Origin of the sequence: Marinobacterium arenosum (assembly GCF_019795155.1) — a bacterium.
Lineage (GTDB): Bacteria > Pseudomonadota > Gammaproteobacteria > Pseudomonadales > Balneatricaceae > Marinobacterium_C > Marinobacterium_C arenosum.
In genome coordinates this window covers 20311-44127 of the sequence record NZ_JAILYN010000029.1, presented here as the reverse complement: position 1 = coordinate 44127, position 23817 = coordinate 20311, and the positions used below count along the sequence as shown (strand labels likewise).

Sequence of the window (23817 nt, the reverse complement as noted above, 5' to 3'; positions counted from 1 at the left end):
AATTCAGGAGAGAAACCGAGGGCCTGTGAGACTTCAATCGAACAGCTTTACACGCAGATTCTCGGCTGCCCGGCTCTACTTTGCCGCCTTTGACCGTATCCCCGATGCCGGCGGCCTGAACTTCTGGCAATAGCACATCTTCGACCGTGCACCCAGCCAATAGACGGCCGTGTGGACAAGAAGCAAACAAGGCAATCAATGCCTGAGCCACAGGTTGACTCGGCAAGCAGGTTAACAAAAAGGACTATCAAGCGATGACACAGTCACAAAATAACTCACAGCTCGATACCGCCATCAACGGCGTCAACGCCATCAACAGCGGGCGTTACGAGGTCGTATTTATCGTCGACAACGTCACCGATTTTGAATCCCTCGCCGCGGCAGTGACGCCCGGCGTAGAGGTGGTTGTGCTCGACAGCCGGGACGACGGCTTGCGACAGATGGCGGATTACCTTGCCGGGCAGAGTGGCATCGACGCCATTCACCTGATCAGTCACGGTGCTGAAGGCCAGGTGAACCTGGGCGCCCTGACGCTGGACACCGCCACCGCCGAGGCGCGCGCGGCCGACTTGCAGACGCTGGGCGCGGCGCTTTCGGCAGAGGGCGACCTGCTGCTGTATGGCTGCGAGGTCGCGGCGGGTGACGGTCAGACGTTTGTTGCTGCATTGTCAGAACTGACCGGCGCCGATGTGGCGGCATCGACCGATCTCACCGGCGCGGCGGCGTTGGGCGGGGATTGGCAACTGGAAGTGGCACACAGCGACGGCAGCGACGGCGTTCTGGAAACGGCGGCCATCGCCGCTCCGGCCTTCGAGGGGTTACTGGCGGAGAACAGCGCACCCAGCTTCACATCCGGCGACGGTAAGGTGACCACGGACTTCGCATCTGGCAATGACAAAGGCTACAGCGTTACCCTCCAGGCCGACGGCAAGATTCTGGTCGGCGGCTATGCCAATAACGGCAGCTCCACCTATTTCGCGCTGGTGCGCTACAACAGCGACGGCAGCCTCGACACAACGTTCAGCACCGACGGCAAACTCACCACAACCATCGGATCAGGCCCAGACTTTGGCCGGAGCCTTGCCGTCCTGGACGACGGCAAGATCCTGCTGGCGGGTTATGCCTTTACTGGCAGCAAATACGATTTCGCGCTGGCGCGCTACGACAGCGACGGCAACCTGGACACCACGTTTGGCAACTCCGGCACGTCCACCACGGCCATCGGGTCGTACTCTGACCTGGGCCATAGTGTTACCGTCCAGTCGGACGGCAAGATCCTGGTCAGCGGCGAATCCTTTAATGGCAGCAACTACGATTTCGCGCTGGTGCGCTACGACAGCAACGGCGACCTTGACACCACGTTCAGCACCGACGGCAAGCTCACCACGGACTTCGCAACGAGCAACGACTCTGGCCAGAGTGTTACCGCCCTTTCCGACGGCAAGATCCTGGTCGGAGGCTTTGGCAACACGGATTTCGCCCTGGTGCGCTACAACAGCGACGGCAACCTCGACACCGACTTCGGCAGCAACGGCAAGCTCACCACGAACTTCGCATCGTACGATGACAAAGGCTACAGCATTGCCGTCCAGGACGACGGCAAAATCCTGGTGGCGGGATCTGCCGATAACAGCAGCAACAAGGATTTCGCGCTGGTGCGCTACGACAGCAACGGCAGCCTCGACACCGACTTCGGCAGCAACGGCAAGGTGACCACGGACATCGCATCGGACGATGACATAGGCTACAGCGTTACCGTCCAGCCCGACGGCAAGATCCTGCTGGCGGGGTCTGCCAAAAACGGCAGCAACGACGATTTCGCGCTGGTGCGCTACAACAGCGACGGCAGCCTCGACAGCGACTTCGGCAACGGAGGTAAGCTCACCACGGACTTCGCAGCGGACGATGACTATGGCTATAGCGTTACCGTCCAGTCCGACGGCAAGATCCTGGTGTCGGGCTATGCCTATAATGGCAGCAACGACGATTTCGCGCTGGTGCGCTACAACAGCGACGGCAGCCTGGACACCAGTTTCGGTCCGGTCTACACCCTCGACGGCACGCCGGCCTTTACCGAGGATGGCACGGCGGTAGTGCTGGACGCCGATGTGGCGATCAGCGATGCGGAACTGGCGGCGGCCGACAACTATGACGGCGCCACCCTGACGCTGGCACGTAACGGCGGCGCCAGCGCCGAGGACCAGTTCTCCGCCACCGGTAACCTGGCCCCCCTGAGCGAAGGCAGCGACCTGACCCTGTCGGGCACCGTCATCGGCACGGTCAGCACCCACTCGGGCGGCACCCTGGCACTTAGCTTCAACGGCAACGCCACCCAGGCTCTGGTAAATGAGGCGATGCGCTCCATCGCCTACAGCAACAGCTCCGATACGCCGCCCGCCTCGGTCCAGATCGACTGGACCTTCAACGACGGCAACAGCGGCGCCCAGGGCACCGGCGGCGCGCGCGCCACGGGTGGCAGCACCACCGTGAGCATCACGGCGGTGAACGATGCCCCGGTACTGAACGCCTCCGCATCACCGGCGTTGCCCGCCATCAACGAAGACCTGGCCGCGCCAACCAACGACTCGATCGTCAACGCCACGCTGGTGTCGACGCTGATCAACAGCGGCGGCAGCCTGGATAACGTCAGCGATGCCGAGGGCGACAGCTTCGGTATCGCGGTCACCGCCGTTGCCGCACAGGGCACCCTGTACTATTCCACCGACAGCGGCGCCAACTGGACCGAGCTGACCGGCACCGTTTCCAGCAGCAGCGCCCTGCTGCTCGCCGCCGACGCCAATACCTGGGTGTACTTCAAGCCGGATGCCGATGTTAACGGCACCATTAACGATGCCCTCACCTTCAAAGCCTGGGACCAAAGCAGCGGCAACAACGGCGACACCGGCGTGGACACCAGCAGCGGCACCGCCTTCTCGAGCGCCACGGATACGGTTTCGCTGACTATCAATGCCGTCAACGACCTGCCGACACTCAGCCTGGATGCCGACAACAGCTCCGGTGCCGGCGGCACCGATTTCGCCACCAGCTTCGCCGCCAGCGGCAGCGCCGTGGCGGTGGTCGACAGCGACTTCACCATCACCGATGTCGATGACAGCGATATCGAATCGGCGGTTATCAGCCTGAACGGCGTTCAGGATGGCGTCAATGAATCGATCACCATCAGCGGCAGCCCGGACACCAGCAACGGCATCAGTATCGCCTATACATCGGCCACCCGTATCGACCTGTCGGGCACGGCGAGCAAAGCCGACTACCAGGCAGTGATCGAATCGGTCCTCTACCACAACAGCACGGCTGCTGCCGACATCACCACCGGCAACCGCACCCTGACGGTCACCGTGAACGATGGAGACGGCGACTCGAACACGGCCACCAGCACCATCGACGTGGTGAAGGCACCCGTTATCGATCTGGACGGCAGCGAATCGGGCACCGGCTTCAGCACCGCGTTCACCGAAGGCGGCAGCGCGGTTGCCCTGGCGGATGCCGACGCCGCCCTGACCGATACCGACAGTACCGATCTCGATCAGCTGGTGATTCAGCTGACCAACGCCCAGACTGGCGACCTGTTGAAGATCGGTTCGCACAACGATGGCGAGGCCGTCAACGGCATCACCATCACCGAGAACGCCAGCAGCCAGATCACCCTGTCGGGTACCGCCACCCAGGCGGATTACCTGGCGCTGATTCGGCAAGCGACCTTCAGTAACAGCTCGCACGACCCGAATGCCGCCGACCGCACCATCACCTTTACCGGTCGCGATACCGACGGCCATACCGGCCCGGCAACAACCGCCACCGTCACGGTCAATGCCGTTAACGACGCGCCCAGCTTCTCCGTTGGCGACGGCAAGGTGACCACGGATATCGCAGCGGACGACGACATTGGCTGGAGCGTTGCCGTTCAGGCCGATGGCAAGATTCTGGTCGGCGGATATGCCTATAGTGACGACTACAACGACAGCGATTTCGCTCTGGTGCGCTACAACAGCGACGGTACCCTCGACACCACGTTCGACGGCGACGGCAAGCTCACCACGGACTTCGGAGCGGGCTTTGACTATGGCCAGAGCGTTACCGTCCAGTCCGACGGCAAGATCCTGGTCGGCGGCGTTGCCGATAATGGCAGCGACGACAGCGATTTCGCGCTGGTGCGCTACAACAGCGACGGCAGCCTCGACAGCACGTTCGACGGCGACGGCAAGGTGACTACGGACTTCGGACCGGGTTATGAACAAGGCTGGGGCGTTACCGTCCAGTCCGACGGCAAGATTCTGCTGGCGGGGACTGCCTATAACGGCAGCACCGACGATTTCGCGCTGGCGCGCTACAACAGCGACGGTACCCTCGACACCACGTTCGACGGCGACGGCAAGCTCACCACGGACTTCGCATCAACCTCTGACCAGGTCTGGAGCCATACCGTCCAGCCCGACGGCAAGATCCTGCTGGCGGGGAGGTCCTATACCGGCAGCGGTTACGATTTCGCGCTGGTGCGCTACAACAACGACGGCAGCCTCGACACCACGTTCGATAGCGACGGCAAGCTCACCACGGACTTCGGCGCGGACAACGACTCTGGCTCGAGCGTTACCGTCCAGTCAGACGGCAAGATCCTGGTCGGCGGCATGACCGGTACTTTTAGGACCAACTACTACGATTTCGCGCTGGTGCGCCACAACAGCGACGGCAGCCTGGACACCACCTTCAACAGCGACGGCAAGGTGACCACGGACTTCGCAGAGGGCAATGACCAGGGCCGTAGCGTTACCGTCCAGTCCGACGGCAAGATCCTCCTGGCGGGCAGGGCCTGGAACGGTAGCAATCGTAACGATGTTGCGCTGGTGCGCTACAACAGCGACGGCAGCCTCGATACCACGTTCGGCAGCGACGGCAAGGTGACCACGGACTTCGCAACGAGCTATGACGGTGGCGAGAGTGTTACCGTCCTGTCCGACGGCAAGATCCTGGTCGGAGGCTGGGGCAACGAAGATATCGCCCTGGTGCGCTACAACAGCGACGGTAGCCTGGACACCAGCTTCGGGCCGGTCAGCTCACTCGACGCCACACCGGCCTTTACCGAAGATGGCGCGGCGGTGGTGCTGGATGCCGATGTGGTGATCAACGATGCGGAACTGGCGGCGGCCGACAACTATGACGGCGCCACCCTGACGCTGGCACGTAACGGCGGCGCCAACGCCGACGACCAGTTCTCCGCCACCGGCAACTTGGCCGCTCTGAGCGAAGGCGGCGACCTGAGCCTGTCGGGCACCGTCATCGGCACGGTCAGCGCCAACTCCAGCGGCACCCTGACACTCGGCTTCAACGGCAACGCCACCCAGACTCTGGTGAACGAGGCGATGCGATCCATCGCCTACAGCAACAGCTCCGATGCGCCGCCCGCCTCGGTCCAGATCGACTGGACCTTCGACGACGGCAACAGCGGTGCCCAGGGCACCGGCGGCGCGCTCGCCGCCAGCGGCAGCACCACCGTGAGCATCACGGCGGCCAACGACGCACCGACAATCAGTGGCCTGGATAACATCACGGTCGTGGCGCTGGGCGAGGCGGTAGCGCTCGACAGCGGCAGCAATGCCATCGTGACCGATGCCGACAGCACGGATTTCGATGGCGGCACACTGGCCATTACCAATAATGATGGCTTTGGCTATAACGGTGCGCTCAGCGTTGACGGTACCCATGTTACCGCCGGAACCGACAGTGAATCCGCCGATGGCAGTCTGACCGCCGGTGACAATATCTACGTCGGCGGTACCGCCATCGGTACGGTTAGCACCAACGACGGCCAGGGTGGTCATGATCTGACCATCAGCCTGAACGGCGATGCTACCCCGGCCAATCTGCAGACCCTACTGCAGAATCTGAAGTTCAGTGCGACCAGCGCCGGTACGGTGAATCTGAACGTCACCCTCAGCGACGGTGATGGCGCAACGTCGGTGGCGCTGGAACCGAGCGTAACGGTGCAGAGCAGCCCGCCGGTAATCAGTCACCTCAGCGGCGACAAAGTCAGCAACTATAAGGCCGGCAGTGGCGCGGTGCTGCTGGACAAGGGGGCTGATGCCGCGGTCAGCGATGCCGACAGTAGCGGCTATAACGCCGGCTCCTTGACCGTCAGTATCAGCAGCGGCGGCGTTGACGGCGAGGATGTGCTGTCGATCAACAACGAAGGCTACGAAGAGGGCCAAATCGGTCTGATTGAAGGTGATGTCACTTATGGTGGTGACCCCATCGGCAGCTATACCGGCGGCACAAATGGCGATGACCTGGTCATTTTCTTTGATGACGCCAACGATACCGCGATCAGCGCATTGCTGCAGAACATCAGCTACGAAAACACCAATACAGAGACACCGGACAAGAGTACCCGCAGCTTCAGCTTCATACTGGAAGATGAGGAGGGAGGCACCAGCCAGGCCGCCAGCACCACGCTGAGCTGGTATGTACCGTCGAGCGGAGGCGGCAACACCGGCACCACCACCAACGACACCATCGACGGCGTAACGGTCAAGAAAAATACCACCACCAATACCGACGGCACCACCTCCAGTACGGTGACCATCGATCCGGTCACCACCGATCGGCAGGAGGACAACAATACCGACAACGGCGACAAGGCCGATATTCCGTTGCGACAGGAGAGTGATGGTAACGCGGCCCTGAAGGTGGCTATACCGACAGGGGTGGGGATTACAGCCGAAGGCAATGACCAGGCCAAAACAGCCCAGGACAGCGTCGCCGACCTGATCCGCTATATCGATGAAACCGCCGACGACACCCTCGAAGCGGCTGACAAGGGCGATATGCTGCAGGGCGGCCAGCGCTTCTTGGAGACCCTGCAGGAGGAAAATCTCTGGGTCAACAAGCTCACCTTGACCACCAGTGGCGACAGCGCGCCGGACAGCCCGATCGTGGTCAGCGGCAACAGCCAGACCACCGGAAGCAACGGCAACGACGACAGCCGGGCGGCGCTGGTGATCGACACCCGCAGCCTGCCGAGCGGCACCCAGTTGCAGCTCGAAGACGTCGAGTTTGCCGTGGTGGTAGGCGAAGGCACGGTCATCCGCGGCGGCAGCGGCTCGAATACGGTGTTCGCCGGTGCCGGCAGCCAGGATATCGTGCTGGGCGCCGATGATGATCAGCTCTACGGCGGCGCCGGCGACGATACCGTCGGCTCCGAAGGTGGAGACGACCTGTTGTTCGGCGAGGCCGGCAACGACACCCTGTTCGGCGGAGCCGGCGCCGATACCCTGCACGGCGGTACCGACAGCGATACGGCTACCTACGATGGCAACTTGGCCGACTACGAGGTGGTGCAGGTCAACGGCGTGGTCACTGTTACTCGCAAGGACGACGCCAGTGACAGTGACACCCTGGTCAATATCGAGCAGCTGACCTTCGCCGACGGCAGCTTTAATCCGGTCTACGGCAGCGAGCTGCAGGCGGTCGCCACGCTGTACAGCCAGGTGCTCGGTCGCCAGGCGGATCTGGGCGGTTTCCAGTGGTGGACCCAGGACAGTGCCAACGGGCTGTCGCTGGGTTATATCGCACTGGAGTTCCTGCGCTCGGCGGAGTACCAGCAAAGCAGTGGCGTCGAGTTCGACAGTCTGAGCACCGAAGATCAGCTCGAGCAGCTCTATGTGGCGGTGCTGGGTCGTGAATCGGACACGGAGGGCAAGGCGTTCTGGCTGGGCGAACTGACCAGTGGTTCCACCATCGAACAGATCGCCGGCGCCTTCGCCACCTCGGTGGAGCTGAGTGGCCAGTACCTGCAGGGCGAGCAGTGGGATTTCAGCCTGTAACGCCGGCCTTGCGACAAACCTCCGTGGCAGAGGGTACATCACTTATTCTGTAAGGCTTTTAGTCTGAAAACGGAATAGCTGTCTATTAAGGGGCGCCCTTTCGGCGTCCCTTTCTTATGCCACTACACAGTTGGTGCCCTGCCGTTTTACCCTGCACTATAGGGTTCCGCGACCCGAGGCACCATGCTGTTAAGTTTCGAAATATCGCTCTTTATCTGTGCTTCGGCTGTCATAGCCAGACTTTGCCATTCCGGAAATAGGCTTCGTCGCGCACGGAGTACGCTGCTACAGGCGTATAAACGTTGCCTATCATCTACCCGGCGCGACAGAGGCTGGCAAATCGACTGTAGGGCATCACCCGGGCGCCACCGCCGCTGACTGTTGGTCATCGAACAGATAGCCGAATTACCGAACCACGCAGGACGCGCCGCCCGTACCGCTGACCGGCAACGGCTGACGAGCCTGATGGAGCAATTCCAGGCCCGCCGTATTTCTGTCGATACGTAAATCGATTAACCCCTATAGAAATCCCCGGCCTCGAAGGCCGCATAGCAGACCTCGAGGCCAGCATATTACTGGCTATGCCAGCTCTAAGATCGGGATGGCGACCGGCCTGATCTACATCCGTGCCCCCCCCCCTGTTGCCGGGAACCCCGCAGACAACCCGAAACCGCCATCCGCGCCTGACGGATAAACATCGTCGTTTCACTGATAAAAACACCTGGATCGACACCGCCTCACCGCCGGTCACGCAGCTCCGCACGGCCGCAGGCAACATTTTTTGACGAATGCCCAAATTTTTTCGCGCCGTTAACATCTCGTTAACAGCTCGTTTAAAGCGGGTTTACCTCCCTATGTTAAAAAGCTCTCCATCACCTTAAGTAGACGGATTTCAGGAGAGAAACCGATGGCCACCTCGACCTTTATCGATCAACTGTACCAACAGATCCTGGGCCGTGCTGCAGATGACGGCGGAAAGGCCTTTTGGCAGAACGAGCTGGACAGCGGCGCGCTGAACGCCGCCGAACTGACTCAGGTGCTGATCGATAGCCAGGAGTTCAGCGAAGTGGTCGCGCCGGTCGCCCGGCTCTACTTTGCCGCCTTCGACCGTATCCCCGATGCCGGCGGCCTGAACTTCTGGGCACAGCAGGCCCAGAACGGCGCCTCGCTACAGGAGATCTGCGCCGGCTTTATGGACTCCGACGAATCCCAGGCGCTGTACGGCGCTGCCGAGGATGACAGCGCCTTCCTCAACCTGCTCTACCAGCACACCTTCGACCGCGCACCCGATGCCGACGGCAAGGCGTTCTGGCTGGACGCGCTGACCAACCAGGGCGCCAGCCGTGCCGAGGTACTGGCCAGCTTTGCCAACTCCGCCGAGCTGATCGACGCCAAATCGGACGATATCGGCGTCATCGCGCTGTACAGCGCGATTCTGGGCCAGGCGCCGAGCCAGGCGCAGATAGACAGCTTCGTTGCCAGCGACAATCCGGTCAGCGAGATCACCAAGCTGTACGCCAGCGAGGAGTACAGCGGTGTCGACGTGCCGGGGCTCTCCAAGGACGGCGTGGTGGTCGATGGCTATTTCAGTGGTGCCACCGTCACCCTGACGGTGACCGAAGTGATCGACGGCGTCGAAACCACCCGAGTGGAAACCCGCATCACCGATGAAAACGGTCATTTTGACTTCGGCGAAGACGCCGGCTTCGGTGAGCTGACCATGACCGGCGGTACCGACATCTCCACCGGTGCGCCGTTCGAGGGCCGCATGAGCGCGCCGGCCGGCGCCAAGGTGATCAACCCGCTGACCACCCTGATCGACAGCCTGGCCAAAAGCAATGCCGGCAGCAGCACCGCCGTGGCCGATGCCCAGGCCGCCCTGGCCAGCAAACTCGGCCTCGACAGCAGCCTCGACCTGCTGAACTACGACCCGGTGAAGGAAGCGCTGCGCACGGATACCGACAGCGCGGCCACCGGCCAGGCGCTGAAGGTGCAGGCCGCCGCCGCCCAGGTCAACACCCTGCTGAGCCAGACCGCCGCTCTGCTGGACGGCGCCGACCTGGTGGCCGACGAAGCCGCCGGCAGCGAAGCCGCGGTCGCCGCCGTGGCCGAACTACTCAAGACCCCGGCCGATACCCCGCTGAACCTGGCCGACGCCGACACCGTCAAACAGCTGCTCAATACGGCCGCCAGCAAAACCGGCGCCGACAGCAGCCAGCAGGCGCGCGTCGAGGCCCTGGCCGACGACAGCGCCCAAAGCATCGCCAAGCTGAACAAGTCGATCGATGACGCCGTCGCCAGCGGCGCCGACCAGGGCAGCACGCTGGTCAAGATCGCCCAGGTGCAGCGCGTTGCCGAGGAGATCGAAGAGCAGCTGGAAAGCGGTGCGGAAAACAATGACCTGAGCACCGTCAAGGATCGCACCACCGACAGCGCGCTGCAGGACGCCATTGACGATGAAGCCGACAACGTCTCGGTCGGCGACGGCACCGGCGCGGTCTATCAGCCCGAGCCGGAACCCACCCCAAATCCGGGCCCGGCACCGGATACTCAGGCGCCCACCGCCAGCGTTACCGCCGCCGCCATCAATGCCAGCGGCAGCGCCACGGTGCGCAGCAGCGAACAAGGTACCGCCTACCTGGTGAACAGCAACATCACGGTAACCAAGCTGGCCGATATCACTGGCGCCAACGACAATCTGTGGAACAGCGTTGAGATTACCACCGCCAACAGCGACACCGCTCTGACCGCCAAGGGCCTGGCGGAGGGCAGCTATAAAGTGTACACGGTGGACAAAACCGGCAACCTCAGCGCATCGGCCAGCAACACCATCACCGTCGATAATACGGCGCCCACCACCGGAATCGCCAGCCAGATCCAGCTCGAAGCGTTCGGCAACGCTTCGGGTAACGACTTTTATCCGCAGACCACGGCCATCGGCACCAGCGGTGAATTCGTGGTGGCCTGGATTGGACAGGACAGTGACGGTGACAGCAGCATCTTCGTGCAGACGTTCAACGCCGACGGCACCACCCAACAGACCTCTGTCCAGCCCGGAGCGATCAGCGACATCGTTGGTATTACACAATATCCGCAGCCCACCGCCGTGGGTAGCGACGGTGCCTTCGTGGTGACCTGGAGCGGCCTGGACGGCGAGGGCGACGGCGACGGCTACCCCAGCATCTTCGTGCAGACGTTTAACGCCGACGGCAGCACCAGCGGCAACGGTCCGGTCAAGCTCGGCAATGCTTCAGAGATCGGCGGGTCTCCGCAGATCGCGGCCGTCGGCAGCGAAGGTGAGTTCGTGGTGACCTGGATGGGAGTGCACAGCAACGATGGCCTAGCCTTCAGAATCTTCGTGCAGAAGTTCAATGCCGACGGCACCACCAACGGCAACGATCCGGTCCAGCTCGAAGCACTCGGCAACAACATGGACCTGTTACCACAAATCATCCCCATCGGCAGCGCCGGTGAATTCGTAGTGAGCTGGGCGAGAATGGACGGCGACAGCAGCTTCAGCATCTTCGTGCAGAAGTTCAATGCTGAAGGCACCACCAACGGCCACGACCCGGTCCAGCTCGAGGCACTCGGCTTCCCCCAAATCACCGCTGTCGGCAACAGCGGTGACTTCGTGGTGACCTGGATAGGTGCGGACGGCAACGGTGACGGTAACAGCGGTGTCTTCGTACAGAAGTTCAACGCCGACGGCACCACCGCCAGCGACGACCCGGTCCAGCTCGAAGCGATCAGCGACATCAATGATATTGAGCAATCTGCGCAGCTCACCGCCGTCGGCAGCGACGGTGCATTCGTGGTGACCTGGCACGGCAATGACGGCGACGGCGACGGCGACGGCGACGGCGACACCAGCATCTTCGTTCAGAAATTCAACGCCGACGGCACCACCACCGGCCATGAGACGGTCAAACTGGAGGCGATCGGCAACACCATGGGCGATGACAAGGCGCCGCAAATCACCGCCATCGGCAGTGACGGCGAGTTTGTGGTGACCTGGTATGGAAAGGACAGCGACGACGGCCACGACACCAGCATCTTCGTGCAGAAGTTCAATGCCAACGGCACCACCGATGGTAATGACCCGGTCCAGTTGGAGGCGACCGGCAACAGCTCGGGCAATGACAAGGCACCGCAGATCACCGCCATCGGCAGCGACGGTGAGTTCATAGTGACCTGGTATGGGCAAGACAGCGACGACGGCCATGATTACAGCATCTTCGTGCAGAAATTCAACGCCGACGGCACACTGTACACTCCACCGGCCATCACCCTCAGCGCCGATACCGGCGCATCCGACAGTGACTTCAACACCGGTACTGCGCAACAAACCCTCAGCGCCACCCTGGGCCAGCCGCTGGCAGACGGCGAGCGCCTGTACGGTTCCGTGGATGGCGGCACCACATGGATCGATATCAGTGACACGGTGAGTGGCACGGCGGTCAGTTGGGAGGCTACCCTCGCCAGCGGCAGCAACAGCCTGCAGCTGCAGGTACGGGATCAGGCCGGCAACAAAGGCCCGCTGGTCAGCCAGGACTACACCCTGGATACCAGCGCGCCGACCACAACCCTCAGCGACATAGCCCTCAGTAATGATACGGGTATCAGCGACAGTGACTTCATCACCAATGAAGACGGCCAGACCGTTACCGCCACGCTCAGCACGGCACTGGCCGACGATGAGCGATTGTTCGGGCGGGCCGGTGACAGCAATACCTGGGTCGACATCAGCGACAAGGTCGAAGGCACAACGCTGACATGGAATGTTTTATTGACGAAAGGCACATACCCTATCGAGCTGAAAGTGACCGATAAGGCCGGTAACGACGGCAAGGTCGTCCAGCAGGACTATACGGTGAACGGCGATACTCCCACCATTAGCGGCGTGCAGGTCAATGCCGACGGCGATATCGAAATCAGCTGGCACGAAAAGATCAGCGCTCCCAAGCTCGAAGCGGCAGACTTTACCGTCACGGTAGATAACACGCCGGTCACCATCAATACGGCGAGCATAACCGGTGACGGCGACAAGGTGACCCTGTCCCTTAAAAACAAGATCGAGGCCGGCGTGACCGTCGACAGTGTTCAATACGACGCCGACGTCGGCACCGCCAACTCGATCACTGATATTGCAGGGAACGCCGCGCAAGATCAGACAGTCAACACCATCACCAACAACAGCACAGTCGACACCATCGCCCCAGCCGCGCCGACGCTGAGTTTAGTCAAAACATCGGACAGCGGCAGCAGCGATACGGATGCCATCAGTAACGACAGCACCCCGACCGTGCGGGTCGCGCTGGCTGGCAGCGGCACCACGGCGGCCCGTGTCGGCGATACGGTCACCCTGTATGAAGGCGAGAACGCGGTGGGCAGCGCCACCCTGAGCAACGATAATATCGACGCGAAGTATGTCGACATTACGGCCAGCGCGTTGGGTGAGGATGGTGTCAAATCGCTAACCGCTAAAATCGCCGATACGGCCGACTCGGCCAATGTCTCCGAGGCCAGTGCGGCGCTGAGCTACACCCTGGATACCACCGCGCCGGACAGCAACGCCTCCAATCTGATCCAAAGCGTTACGTTGTCGGCCGACACTGGCAGCAGCGACAGCGATCAAGTCACTAAAACAGCCGAGCAGACCGTGAACGTATACCTCTCGGATGCCCTGCCGGAAGGTGAAACCCTGTACGGTTCGCTGGACGGCGGAACGACCTGGGCGACACTGAGCTATGAAGGCAGCGGTATCTACGCGCTGGGTGGTCTTACCCTGAAAGATGGCGAAAACAACCTGCGGTTCGCCGTGGCCGATAGCGCCGGCAATATTAACGCGGACGGCGCCCACACCCTGACCGCCACGCTGGACACCATCGCGCCAACCACCACGCTCAGTAACATCGCCCTCAGCGCCGATACGGGCGTCAGCGCCAGCGATTTCATTACCAAAACCGCCGAAAACCAGACCATCACCGCCACGCTCAGTGCCACGCTGGCCACGGGCGAAGCACTGTTAGGCCGCGTCGACGGCGGCGACTGGGTCGATATCAGTGACGAGGTGACGGACAAAACGCTGACATGGGAGGGCGTCACGCTGGCGAGCGGCGACAACAGCGCCATCGAGCTGAAGGTCACCGATCTCGCCGGTAACGACGGCAAGGTCGCCCAGCAGAGCTACACCCTGGATACCACCGCGCCCACCAGCACCATCACCAGCGCGGCCTACGATACTCAAAACAACACCCTGACCCTGACCGGCACCAACTTTGATACCTTGCTGGAAAGTGACGAAACCGCAAGCACCGATATCAAGGCTCGACTGGACTGGAGCAAACTGACCTGGAAGATCGACGGCAGCGATACGAGCCCGATCTCGTTCGTCGCAGACGATATCGCCAGCGCCAAGGTGACGGATTCCAAAACACTGGCGATCACGCTGACCGGGGATAAGACCGATCCGAACAAGCCGGACCTCGAAGGGGTCGAAGGATTCGATCCGCTGACTAATGACGACGTACTGGCAGTTACAGCCGGATTCACCCGTGATAGCGCGGGCAACGAGTCACCCGGTGACGAGTTTACGAGCCCGAACAAGAGCGTGGTCGTTTTCGATCTGGTGAACGGCCTGTCGTCTTATCACAGCAACCGGACGTTTAGCGAAGAGGTTAGTTATAAGATTTTTATCCGTGTTGATAGTGATTCGGCGGATTTAGTCAACAGCCCGACAGCTGACCATAACGCGGCATTTGGTCTCTGGTCGGGAGGTGAAAAACTGTCGGGGGACGATAAAATCATTTTAGTAGGGAGCGGGAACCCGGTGAGGGGGGCGCAGGAAGCAGAGGTGTCGGGGACAGACAGGGTAACCGGTGGGATAAATTTCAAGACAGATACTATACATTTTGCCGCTCAGTTTTCTAAAGGAGGAAAAGTCGTAAGGAGTTACGGTCAGGACGCGTCATTTACAACAGGAGGAGAACCCGGCGACCTTTTTACCATTACTGATACTTGTTTTATTTGGTCAGGCGGCCCATGGAAAAGCGTCCCCCTTGCACAATACGACGTTACCATCCCCAACGGCATCCTAACTTCACAAGGCCTGGTGGTCTAGGCAATGACGCAGCCAGCGATTCGGGTACCCGCTCAGCGCGTGCTCCAGGCGGGCCTGGATATCCGTCGACAGGCCGGCGATTAACCAGCGCCGCCAGCGTGCCACAGAGTCCGCCAGCCGTTGCCGGGCGTTTTCCCCCGCCCGGCAACGGCCTCGCTCGTAAAGCCGGCGACAGTGCAGCACGCATTTTTCGACACAACGGGTCGCCGGGGCGATGACGCCTCGGTGATTCAGTTGATAACCCACCCCCTCCATCCCCTTGGCCAGGCGTCCGGTCAAGGTTTTGGCTGTTGTTGATAGCCTAGATACTGAAAAACCGGTTCAGCTGCCGTCGGCTTTTCTGACCCGCTGCAGTAGCGAGAACAGGTAACGGTTTGCCGCAATCTCGGCGATCAGTTCGGCAAGCAGCCGGGTTTTGTGAAAGCGCAGATGCCAGCTATCGGCATTGGCCGGAAAGTGACGCCGTTGCTGCAGCAGCCACCGCCAGGCGGTGGCCAGGGTTTCAGGACAGAGCAGTTTTTGCAATAAGGCAGAACAGATGACGCAGATAGACAGACTCAGGGTGCTGGCCGATTACCAGCAGTATGAGCAATTGCTGACCGAATGCCAGCCATTGAGCGGTGATCGTCCGCCGGCGGACGGGCTCCCGCTGCTGGCGCTGGCAGGCACCCATACCCATCGCTACACCGACGCCCGCCAATGGCTGGAGCAAGCCCTGGCCCAGCAGGCCGACTATGCCGCACCGGTACGTACCGACCTGGCCGCCGTTCTGATTACCCATGGCCGCTTTGCCGAGGCCGAAGCCCAACTTGAACAGGCACTGACGCAGCAGCCGGATTACGCGCCGGCGATCGCCCGCCTGGGCTACTGCCGCTGGTCGCAGGGCGACACCACGGCGGCTCGCGCCCAGTTCGAACGCGCCATTGCACTGGCGCCCGACCGACTGGCGACGCTGAACAACCTGGTCGCCCTCTGCCTGCAGCTGGATGACCGGGCGGCAACCCGGCACTGGCTGGCGCAGGCATACAGGCTGCTGGCCGAGCTGACGGACAAGCTGCCGCCAGCCGCCCTGAGCCAGCAACAAGCGCTGCTGGACGGCCAGCAACTGCACCTCTGGATTCTGGGTGGCCAGTTCGAACGGGCGGAACAGTGGCTGGATGGCCTGAGTGCCGAGCAGCAGAGTGACGCCGTCTGCCAGTACGGCCGTCAGCTGGCCGCCGCCGACCATCATGACCAGGCCAGCGAAGTCATTGCCCGCTACCTGAAGCAGACCCCGGACAGCACCGAACTGTGCCTGCTGCAGGCCGAGCTGGCCCAGCTACAGGGCTATACCCTACAGGCGGTGCAGTTGCTGCGGCGGGCACTGCGTCAGGACCAAGACAACATCGCGCTCTGGCTACAGCTGTCGGGCGCCTGCGTACAGGGCTTCGATGAGGTCCTGGCACAACAGGCATCCGAGAAAGCGCTGGCTTTGGCAAGCGCCCTGCCGGACGACGATGCCAGTCGGCGCTACCAACTGGCGCAAGCGAACACCGCGCTGGCCCAGGTGGACAGCCAGGCGCAACGCTACGCGACGGCGCAGCAGCGTTTTGACGCGGTACTGGCCGAACACCCCGACTTCCTGCCCGCGCTCAGCGCCCTGGGCCAGCAGAAAATGCAGCAGGGCCGGATTGAGGAGGCGGTGGCGCTGTTCGAGCGGGTGCAGCAGCTCGACCCCATCAAAGGCCAGCTGTCGCTGATCAACGCCCGCCGGTTTCCAGAGGACGCCGAAACGCTGGCGGCCCTGGAGCAGGCGGCGAAAACCCCCAGCCTGGAGGGCAGCCTGCGCTCAAGCATCCTGTTTCAGCTGGCCGCCGCCTGGGAGAAGCGCAAGGACCATGACAAGGCGTTCGAGCTGGCCCGCCAGGCCAATGACGCCAGCCGCAAGTTTCTGCACTACAACGCCCGCGTACACCGCAACCAGTGCGCCCGCATCCGTATGGCGTTCTGCCGGGCGCTGTATGAGCACCGGCCGGGGTACGGCTCGGACTCGACCCTGCCGGTGTACGTGGTCGGCATGCCCCGCTCCGGCACCACCCTGGTGGAGCAGATTCTGGCCGGCCACAGCGAGATTTTCGGCGCCGGCGAGCTGGGGGTGATTCCGCAGCGGATTCAAGGGCTGGAGCGCTGGGAGCGCCATACCGGTTCCGACCGCCACTACCCTGACTGTGTCGACGACTTGACCCAGGGGGTCACCCGGGGGATCGCCGACGGCATCCTGAAGGAGTTGCAGGACTATGCGCCCGAAGCCCGGCACGTGGTCGACAAGCTGCCGCACAACTTCGAGAACATCGGCCTGATCAAGTTCCTGTTTCCCCACGCGAAGATCATCTCGGTGCGGCGCGACCCGCGCGATATCGCGCTGTCCAACTATTTTACCGATTACCAGGCCAAGCACGGCGGCATGGGCTTCGCCTACGACCTGACCGATATCGGCGAGCAGCTGGCGGATCACAACCTGCTGATGCACCACTGGCATCAGACCTTCCCCGGCGAAATTCTGGAGATCAACTACGAAGACGTCGTCGAAGACCTGGAAGGCTGCGCCCGCCGGATGCTGGACTATATCGGCGTGGACTGGCAACCGCAGGTGCTGAAGTTCAACGAGCTGGACCGGCCGGTGAAAACCGCCAGCGTCTGGCAGGTGCGCCAGCCGGTGTACAAAACCTCCAAGGCGAAATGGAAGCGGTATGAACAATACCTGGCGCCGCTGATCCAGGGCACCAACGCCCGGATAGAATGGGACCCGATCGACGACATGATCACCCTGCCCGAGCCGGGGTTTCTGACCGAGGGCATGGCGCTGTACCATGCCGACGACCTGGACGGCGCCGAGCTGAGCTTCAAGAAGATGCTGCACCACAACCCGGAACACGCCGCCTGCACCTATATGGTGGGCCTGATCTATCTGCGCAAGCATCACCTGTTGGAGGGTATCGAGCTGTTGGAGCAGGCGACCGCCAAGGCCCCCTGGCATCAAGACTGGCGTGAAAACCTGGCCCGCGCCTACCGTCTGACCGGCCAGAGCGAGAAAGCGGACGCCCTGGACAGATCGCACCCGGTTGCCCGCGACGAGCCGACCGGTGCCGACGGGCCGGATGTTGTCACTCTGCCCGATTTTGCCGACTTGCCGGATGGGCAGGCGCTGCTGAGCCGCAATGTTTGAGCTGAACCACCCGCCGGAGAGGGCGAGCACGCGCAGACGTGCGCGCCATCGCTGAACGCAAAAAAACAAAAAAACAAAAAAACACAATAAAACGCAGGGAGACGCACAATGACGGTCCCGGAAGACATTCACTGGCAAGCCACGGCCGTGACGCCGTCGCAACGCAGCGATCAAAAGCGTCAGACGCCGTTCATCCTCTGGTTTACCGGTCTCAGCGGTGCGGGCAAAACGACGTTGGCGAACGCGCTGGACCGGGCGCTGTTCGAGCGTGGCCATCACGCCATGCTGCTCGATGGCGACAATGTCCGCCACGGCCTGTGCCGGGACCTGGGCTTCAGCGAGCAGGCGCGGGCCGAAAACATCCGCCGGGTGGCGGAGACCGCCCGGCTGTTCAGCGACGCGGGCCTGATCGCAATCACCGCGTTTATCTCCCCGTTTCGACGGGAACGGGCGCTGGCCCGTCAACGCGCGGGCGATACCCCCTTTATCGAGGTGTTTGTCGATACGCCCCTGGCGCTGTGCGAAAAACGCGACCCCAAGGGCCTGTATCGCAAGGCGCGGGCCGGTAACCTGGCCTGCTTCACCGGCATCGATTCCCCCTATGAGCCGCCGCTGCAGCCGGAACTCCATCTGCGCACCCCGGCCCAGAGCGTCGCCGACACCACCGGGCAGATTCTGGCCTACCTGCAGCAACGGGGGCTGATCGCCAACGGTTGAATGGCGAGTTGCCGGATCACGCGAGGCACGCATCACTCTCGCTGCTTTGGAATTTTTCAAATAAAGATATCCTGAAATAATAATTTGATTTAGCAAAACAATTATTCAATATTCCAAAACTTTCTTCCCCTCGTCTTGGCTAAATTTATTACCGATGCTCATGGTTTCGAGTTCGAAGGGGAATGTTATGGAATCTTTCATTGGCAACGGTACAGGTCCGGCGCATGCAGTAGCACCGGAGTTTTCAATCGAGGGTGTAGCGGCGGACCGCAATAAAACATCAGGCCACTCTGCTACAGAGGTGGAACCGCCTCGGTTGGTTGTGCTCGACCCTGATGATAAAAGCACCGACACAATCGACCAACGGCTTGAAGAACAGGCCAACCGGATGAGCGATCTTGCCTGGTCACTGGAGCGCGACCTTGAATTCAATGTTGATGAACAGAGCGGCAAGCCGGTGATCAAGGTGGTCGAACGTTCCACCGATGAACTGGTACGTCAGATCCCCACCGAAGAAGCCTTGGCGATCGCCAACAAGCTGGAAGAACTGCGGGGCTTGTTGATCGATACACGTGCATAGTAGCCCAAGCACTTCAACAAGCGATTTTGCCACCCGCTGACAGCCCGATCCCCGTCCAACAAGCGTACCGCCCCACCCGGAAAAACGGCGGAAAAACAGAACCTCCGCCATGGACGTCAGCCCCGATGAATATTCATTCGTAGCGGGCGAGATAATTGGTCATGTTCCTATCCCTCATAACTTTATGTCTCCGGTTTCAGGGCTTGTGCGACGGTGGTAAATAGACGGAAAACAGCCCACGTGCTACATTGCACATAATTTGTAACACATGAGAATATAGCCATGAGCGAAGCAACCTTCACCTTCCGGGTCGATGACGCTTTAAAACAGCAATTCACCCAGGCCGCCAAGTCTCGCGACCGTAGTGGGGCACAGCTTCTTCGGGACTTTATGCGAGAAGTTGTGCGGCAGCAGCAGGAAGCAGCAGAGCATGATGCCTGGTTTCGGCGCGAAGTGCAGGCAGGCATAGACTCGGCCAATGCGGGCGAGCTGATCGCCGCTGAGGACGTGGAAGCCGAAGCCGCCGCATGGCGGGCAGAAACGCGGCGCAAACTTTCAGGCACTGATTCGTGAGACTGGTTTGGACCAAACCAGCTGACCTCGACCGAAAGGAGATCCGGGAATACATCGCCCAGGACAACCCGACCGCCGCCCTCGCCCTCGATGAGCTGATATCGGAAAAAGCTTCGCGGCTGGTCGATCACCCTGGCCTTGGTCGCCCTGGACGTGTTGCAGGTACGCGCGAATTGATCGCGCACCAGAACTACATTTTGATTTACGACATAACACGGGACCTGGTGCGTGTGCTGCGTATTCTGCATGCCGCCCGGCAGTGGCCGCCATCCCGCACATGACGGGATTTGTGAGTAAATAAGTACATGAATGTTCTGCTTGTCGAGGACGAAGGCGCTATTCGCTACCTCTGTGATACCGTATTACGTAAGAACGGATACCAAACAACCGCTGCTACAACGATTCAGGCAGCACGCAAGGCGCTTGAAACAGCCGCCTTCGATCTGCTGATCATCGACCTGAACCTGCCGGACGGTGACGGTTTGCAGCTGGTTCATGCCGAAAGCCTCGCCGGAGCCACCCCCATTCTGGTGATGACCGGGCGTAATACGCCGGAGCAGCGCTTCGAGGGCTTCGAGGCGGGTGCCACCGATTACCTGATCAAACCCTTCCACCCGGGCGAGCTGCTGCACCGGGTACAGGGTCTGTTGTCCGGTCAGAGGCGCGCGCCGGCAGCGGAGGGAGCGGAGGAAGCGGATGCCCTGCCCCCTTTTGGCCCATGGGTGCTCGATCCAAGCACTTCCAACTTGATCATGGACTCGGGCACGGCCGTTGAGCTAACCCCCGGCGAGTTTGACCTGTTGAAACGGCTGTTCGCCGCCCAAGGCCATGTGGTCAGCCGAGACAGCCTGCTGGAGGCGGTGACCCGCGGCGAAAGCGAGGGCCACCCGAGAACCGTCGATGTACTGATTTCACGCTTGCGGAAAAAGCTCGAGCCGGACCCGGCCAATCCACGCCACATCATCACCGTCCCTAGACAGGGCTACCGCCTCGAAGCGACCAAATAATGCGAATCCTGCTCTATGCCCTGCTGATGTTGCTGCTATTGCCCGTTAATCTCCATGCGCAACAGGCGGCACTGACGCTGACAGATACCCAGGCCCGCTATGTCGTGGGCGCAGAACTTGGCTTGCTGCAAGCGCCGGCCGGGGAACTTACCATCGAGGCGATTACCGCGCCGGACAGCCCGGTGGTTTTCTCGCCCAGCCCTCCCGGCGATAGCCGCAGTATCGGTTACACCCACGATACGATCTGGGCGCGCCTGCAGATTCACAATAACAGCGCCCATTCCGACTGGTGGATCGAAGGCGACCATTCACGCGTACAGAGCATCATCCTGTATCAGCAAGACAGCGCGGGAAACTGGCAGCCCTTGCAGTTGGGCGCCTCAACGCCGGTGAGTCAGCGGCCGATCAAACATCGCGCCAACCTGTTCCCGGTCACCATCAGGCCGGGCCAAACGCGCACCGTCTACCTGAAAATCAATACCCACACCTCCGTCAATCTCTCCCCGAAGGTCTGGCAACCATCGGCTTTCAGGGCGGCAACCGATCAGAAAACCATGTTGCTGGTGCTGCTCTGTGGCGTGCTCCTCGGCATCGGAATCTATTATCTACTGGTCACCTTCGTGCTGCGTGAAGCACTCTATGTTTACTTCAGTCTGTTTATTCTCTCGTTTCTGACCTACTTTGCCGCCTTCAACGGCCTAATCCTCCAATATGCCGGCGGTCTTAACAGCGACCTGGCCATGCGCCTCATCCCCATCAGCATTGCGGTCACCAACTTTTTCTACCTGGCGTTCTCGACCGCCTTCCTGCAGACCCGACAATTCAGTCGGAGCTGGTGGCGAATACTGAACGGCTTGCTGATCACCACACTGCTAATGACAGGAGTCTGTCTCTGGGCGGACATCCGTACGGCTTCCCAACTGATCACGCTGATAACCCCAGTGAATCTGATCGCTGCGCTCGCCGCAGGCATCACCGTGATGTACAAGGGGAATCGCGCTGCCCGCATGTTCTTGCTCTCCCTGTTCATCTTCATCCTGACGGCCGCCCTGTTTAATTTCGGCGTCATGGGGGTCATCCCCCATATTCTCAGTGAATCAGAGATGCTGGTGACGCTGCTGGGTATCATTCCGCTGTTTGCCGTTTCCTTTGCCGACCGTTACAACCTGCTGCGCCGGGAGCACGAACAATCCCAACAGCGTACCCTGGATGCCGAACGACAGTTGACCCAGTCGCTTGAGCACCAGGTGGCCGAACGCACCCGACAATTGAACCTGGCCAAGGAGCAGGCCGAAGCGGCCAGCGCCGCCAAAGGTGAATTCCTGGCCATGATGAGCCACGAACTGCGCACCCCGATGACTGCGGTGCTGGGTGCGACCCAATTGATGGACAAAACCAGCCTGACGCCGGACAACCGACAGCTGCTCTACACCGTGGACAACGCGGGCAAGCAATTGCTGGCCCTGATTGACGACGTGCTGGATATGTCCCAGGTGGAAAAGGGCGAGGTCAGCCTGCAACAACAGCGCTTTCAGCCGGCCGACGTGATCCGGGAGGCGGTGACACTGACGCAGTCGCTGGCGGATGAAAAAGGGCTCGGCCTGTCACTATCGATAAACGACTTGCCCCTACAGGCGATTGGCGACCCCGTCCGCATCCGCCAGGTACTGGCGAACCTGATCAACAACGCCATCAAATACACCGACCGGGGCGAGATCCGCGTGTACGCCGGGCTGCTGGACGCGAAAGCCGAGCCGACTACCCTGATGATCTCCGTCGAAGACACCGGCCGCGGCATCCCGGCGGAGATGCAGTCGCGCATTTTCCAACCCTTCGAACAGGCCGACAACAGCATCCGCCGACGACAAGGCGGCATCGGCCTCGGTCTGGCTATCTGCAAGCGACTGGTCGAGGCGATGGGTGGAGATATCGGCCTGGAAAGCGATGTCGGTACCGGCAGCGTCTTCTGGTTTACGGTCAACCTGCAGCCCCCGCAAACGATACCGATCGAATCGGAGCGACCGGCGCCCGCCCCCGCACCATTAAAGATACTGCTGGCCGACGATACCGCCCAGAATCGCGACATTATCGGCAAACTGCTGCAGCACGACGGCCATCAGGTCATGGCGGTGACCGACGGCCAGGCAGCGGCCGATGCCCTGGCACGGCAAACATTCGACCTGGTGCTGATGGACCTCCAGATGCCGGGAATGGATGGTTTCGAAGCCACCCGCCTGATCCGGCAGCAACACCGCCAGGGCGCCGAACTGCCCCCCATTTTTGCACTGACCGCAAACGCCACCCGCGAGGTGATCGAACGGTGCGAAAACACCGTGATGGATGGCTGGGTCAGCAAGCCCCTGCGCCTGCAGGCGCTGTACCGCGCCCTTGCTCACTATCGCGACCGCCGGCCGGATACCGCCCATGCCGAACCATCGCAGGACGCGGCGCCGCCGAACGAATACCAGGGCTACCTGACACCCGAGGAATTGAAGCAGCTGATCGCCCAGCAGCAAGACGCGCTTCAGCAAGCCGACCGACAACTGCGGGCCGCCCAAGCCGAAGGCCAGCTGACCGACATGGCCCAGGCCGCACACCGGCTGGCCAACGGCGCCGGACTGCTGGGACAAACCACGCTGATGCAGCTGGCCCGGCAACTGGAGAACGCCGCTCTCAGCCAGGACCCGGCGCTGAGCGACAACCTGTTCCGGCAATACCTGACGCTGATGTCCGAGCATTCGTCAGAGCAGCCCTCGCCGCCACTCCACTGACAA

General features: G+C 61.4%; 10 protein-coding genes. 9 read left to right on the top strand and 1 reads right to left on the bottom strand.

Going from position 1 to position 23817, the window contains the following annotated elements:
- The first annotated feature begins 254 nt into the window (after nucleotides 1–254).
- Entirely contained in the window at nucleotides 255–7841 is a 7587-nt protein-coding gene (locus tag K6T12_RS13725) for a DUF4347 domain-containing protein (protein ID WP_222223441.1), read from the top strand.
- A gap of 907 nt (nucleotides 7842–8748) precedes the next feature.
- Nucleotides 8749–14961, top strand: coding sequence for a DUF4214 domain-containing protein (locus K6T12_RS13720; RefSeq protein WP_222223440.1), 6213 nt, complete (start codon nucleotides 8749–8751; stop codon nucleotides 14959–14961).
- Nucleotides 14962–15282: 321 nt separating this feature from the next.
- Here K6T12_RS13720 and K6T12_RS13715 read toward each other — a convergent pair whose 3' ends face one another.
- Nucleotides 15283–15486: a hypothetical protein gene (locus K6T12_RS13715; RefSeq protein WP_222223439.1), complete on the bottom strand. Its 204-nt coding sequence runs from the start codon at nucleotides 15484–15486 to the stop codon at nucleotides 15283–15285.
- Between the two features lie 13 nt (nucleotides 15487–15499).
- Between K6T12_RS13715 and K6T12_RS13710 the strand changes: the two genes are divergently transcribed.
- The 7 genes from K6T12_RS13710 to K6T12_RS13680 all read left to right on the top strand — a co-directional run bounded on the left by K6T12_RS13710 (nucleotide 15500) and on the right by K6T12_RS13680 (nucleotide 23814).
- Nucleotides 15500–18166, top strand: a complete 2667-nt coding sequence (locus K6T12_RS13710) for a tetratricopeptide repeat-containing sulfotransferase family protein (protein ID WP_222223438.1) — start codon at nucleotides 15500–15502, stop codon at nucleotides 18164–18166.
- A gap of 108 nt (nucleotides 18167–18274) precedes the next feature.
- Nucleotides 18275–18883, top strand: coding sequence for an adenylyl-sulfate kinase (gene cysC, locus K6T12_RS13705; RefSeq protein ID WP_222223437.1), 609 nt, complete (start codon nucleotides 18275–18277; stop codon nucleotides 18881–18883).
- A gap of 187 nt (nucleotides 18884–19070) precedes the next feature.
- Nucleotides 19071–19463: a flagellar protein FlaG gene (locus K6T12_RS13700; RefSeq protein ID WP_222223436.1), complete on the top strand. Its 393-nt coding sequence runs from the start codon at nucleotides 19071–19073 to the stop codon at nucleotides 19461–19463.
- A gap of 282 nt (nucleotides 19464–19745) precedes the next feature.
- Nucleotides 19746–20036: a CopG family ribbon-helix-helix protein gene (locus K6T12_RS13695; RefSeq protein ID WP_222223435.1), complete on the top strand. Its 291-nt coding sequence runs from the start codon at nucleotides 19746–19748 to the stop codon at nucleotides 20034–20036.
- Nucleotides 20033–20317 carry a type II toxin-antitoxin system RelE/ParE family toxin gene (locus tag K6T12_RS13690; RefSeq protein WP_222223434.1) on the top strand — a complete coding sequence of 95 codons (285 nt, stop codon included), beginning with the start codon at nucleotides 20033–20035 and terminating at the stop codon, nucleotides 20315–20317. Before K6T12_RS13695 ends, K6T12_RS13690 begins: the two co-directional genes overlap by 4 nt.
- A 24-nt stretch (nucleotides 20318–20341) precedes the next feature.
- Nucleotides 20342–21043 carry a response regulator transcription factor gene (locus K6T12_RS13685; protein ID WP_222223433.1) on the top strand — a complete coding sequence of 234 codons (702 nt, stop codon included), beginning with the start codon at nucleotides 20342–20344 and terminating at the stop codon, nucleotides 21041–21043.
- Entirely contained in the window at nucleotides 21043–23814 is a 2772-nt protein-coding gene (locus K6T12_RS13680) for a hybrid sensor histidine kinase/response regulator (protein ID WP_222223432.1), read from the top strand. The genes K6T12_RS13685 and K6T12_RS13680 overlap by 1 nt, the downstream gene beginning before the upstream one ends.
- Nucleotides 23815–23817 lie beyond the last annotated feature (3 nt).